This is a genomic window from Enterobacter cloacae complex sp. I1M, from assembly GCF_014982425.1.
GTDB lineage: Bacteria > Pseudomonadota > Gammaproteobacteria > Enterobacterales > Enterobacteriaceae > Enterobacter > Enterobacter intestinihominis.
Map to the genome: position 1 here is coordinate 1 of NZ_JADCLG010000075.1, position 2,674 is coordinate 2,674.

Annotated in this window: 1 protein-coding gene; it reads left to right on the top strand. The window is 31.0% G+C overall.

The window, feature by feature from the left end:
- Window positions 1-2,674, top strand: a 2,674-nt coding sequence (dptH, locus tag INF86_RS22285) for a DNA phosphorothioation-dependent restriction protein DptH (RefSeq protein ID WP_193543953.1), incomplete at both ends; no start/stop codon positions are given.

Sequence of the window (2,674 nt, forward strand, 5' to 3'; positions counted from 1 at the left end):
AATAAAAGCTTCTACATTGATGGCTTTATAAATAATTTTATTATTTCCCCGGGAAATAAAATTAAGCTATTGACAAATGATACAACTCTTATTGTTAATCCTGATTTGGAAAACTCAGTTTGTTTTTTAGATGAAAATATAAAAAAAGCTGACATTGGTCAGTATGGATGTATAAAATTTAATAAATTAATTGAGAATAATAGTGATGCTGAGTTCATTATTAAATCAGGATTGGATGAAATAACGTTCATTGTAGAAGATTTTAAAGCTGATCGAAATGTTGTGATGCCCTTGATATTCGATAAAGATAAAGAACGCAAATTACTTGATGATAATTACTATGGCATATATGATTTGCAGTCAAAAAAAATACTTATTGATAACCGTACTGTTGAGCCTGAAGAACAAGACCTAAAATTATTAGATTATGAAAAAATTTTTTTAAATGAGGGTATTATTGGTGTATATGGTTGTAAAAAAGAACCATTAAGTAGTTTACAAGCTTCAGATGAAAATTTGTTCTTAGGCTATAAAGAACTCTATGATTATTTATCAAAGAGGAATGCCGTTTTATCTCTTGTGTCATGGGGGGAGGAGCTTAGAAGCATTGTTTCAAAATTAGTTAAGGACTATATTCATTTCATTGGCAACATACCATATGGGATTATTCTTTCAGAAGCTCAAAAAAATGTAATCAAAATTGGTGTTATAGAAAATGAAAATGAATTTTTAATTTCACCTTTACATCCTCTTAATTTAGCCTATTTTTTAGAATTGACAAACCAAATTGCTTTAGATAACGAGAAAAGCCAGGATGAAACATCTTCATTCTATTCAATGCCATCTATTACTTTCAAACGTTTAAATATTCGTGGGATGATACCTTTCGTTTTCAATAATAATAATGGATTCGCATATGTTACACCCCTTGAAAACAATTGCTCTTGGTTAAAAGCATTGCCACACTCGATTAGTGAATATGATTATGTTCCTAAATTAGTGAAGGATAAAATTAATGAGTTTGAAATAGCATTCGGAGAGCTTTTTAAAGAAGATGGAACGCTCATAATTAATGCAATAAATCAAAATCACTCGAGAGAATTTTTTAAAGGTGTTGTGAAATATTTTAAGCAACACATTGAGCTTCCAGATGTTTTATCAATCCATATTAATTTTTATGATGATAAATTCATATACAATACATTTGATGTTTTTTCAGAGTTAAATGAATTAGAAACTTTATGTTCTTTGCTGGATTTGAAAAGCAAGAAGGAAAAAGATTCTGTTTATTCTCTTACAGATATGCTCCGTAGTAATATTACCTATAATAAATATGAAAACTCAATTGAAAATGCTACTTATAATTATGCGCATTTATCGTTTTTTAATAACGACAATAAAATATCTTGCGTGAATGTTCGTGTTGGAGATCAACCTAGCGGCCTTTGTGCAAATGGTTTAATATGTTCTGAAGCATCCCAAAGCGAAAATGGAAGTTATTTCACTTCTTTTGGCTTACAGGGCGTTGAAGCTGAAGCTGTGCCACACTTGCATTTGGCTAAAATATATAGTTCTCTTATTACCCCAACCTGGAAAGAAAACTGTAAATATAATGGTTCTGAAACATTAGCTATAGCAGTAAGTAGTGACTTCAAAAGTACACTTAAAAAAATATATGAGTCCTCCATCTGGACAGTAATTATTGATCCTAAAGTGACGTTGGATTTTTTCACAAATCAAGATATGTTACTAATCCATTTCTCTGATAATTATACGCATAGTGCCGGATATGACGCTGTTACAGTAAGTCAGTCGGAAAAGCTTTTTGCAAAACTGTTGAATAGTGGTAAAGGCTCTAGGATATCTGAATTCAATGCTTTTAATGGGAAGTGGTTGTTACAGTTATTAACATCAACTGAAAAATCAAGAAAAGGCCTTGAAGGAGAGGTTGCAGCTTACAAATTAGCAACTTCAGTTCTGAGAAAAAATGGAGTAACATGGATACCTATTTCTATTGGTGAAACTATAAGGGCTTCGAAAAATATTGGTTTAAAACTTGATGATGTTGAGATGTCTGTCGCTAATGGGAATACAACTGGCCCTATTTCAGACGATATTTTAATGGTCGGGTTTGACGGTAAAACATTACAATTCGTTCCCTTAGAAGTCAAAACCGGACGAGGAGCTGATTATAAAAAAGCTTTAACGCAAGTGAAGGCTCTTGCAAAACACTTTAATGGAATTTTTTCTAGCGACGATCTTAAGTCTATTATTTATAAATCTCTTTTCGCAAGACAGTTAATATCGCAAGTTGAAAAATATAATCTTTATGAGATTTTCCCTGAAGGTTATTTCAACAGCATATTTGATTCTAAAGAATATCTTCTTTCAGGTAAATATATATTAGATGAGCTTTGTTCATATGAAGGAATGATTATCTCTCATGTTGATAATGACTATATATTTAATACAAAGTGCAATGTAGATGAAAAAATTCTTTTCATAGAGTTACCTTCTATGATTAACCAGTTAATATCAAAGCCTCTAAGTGAGTTGTTCGACAGCGATTTTTTGATAACTCACTGTGGAATTCCACCTAAATTTTTAAGCTGTAATCATTTACACAAGGACTCTGTTAGTTTTTTAGAAGATATGTACACTAGCAGTCTAAATG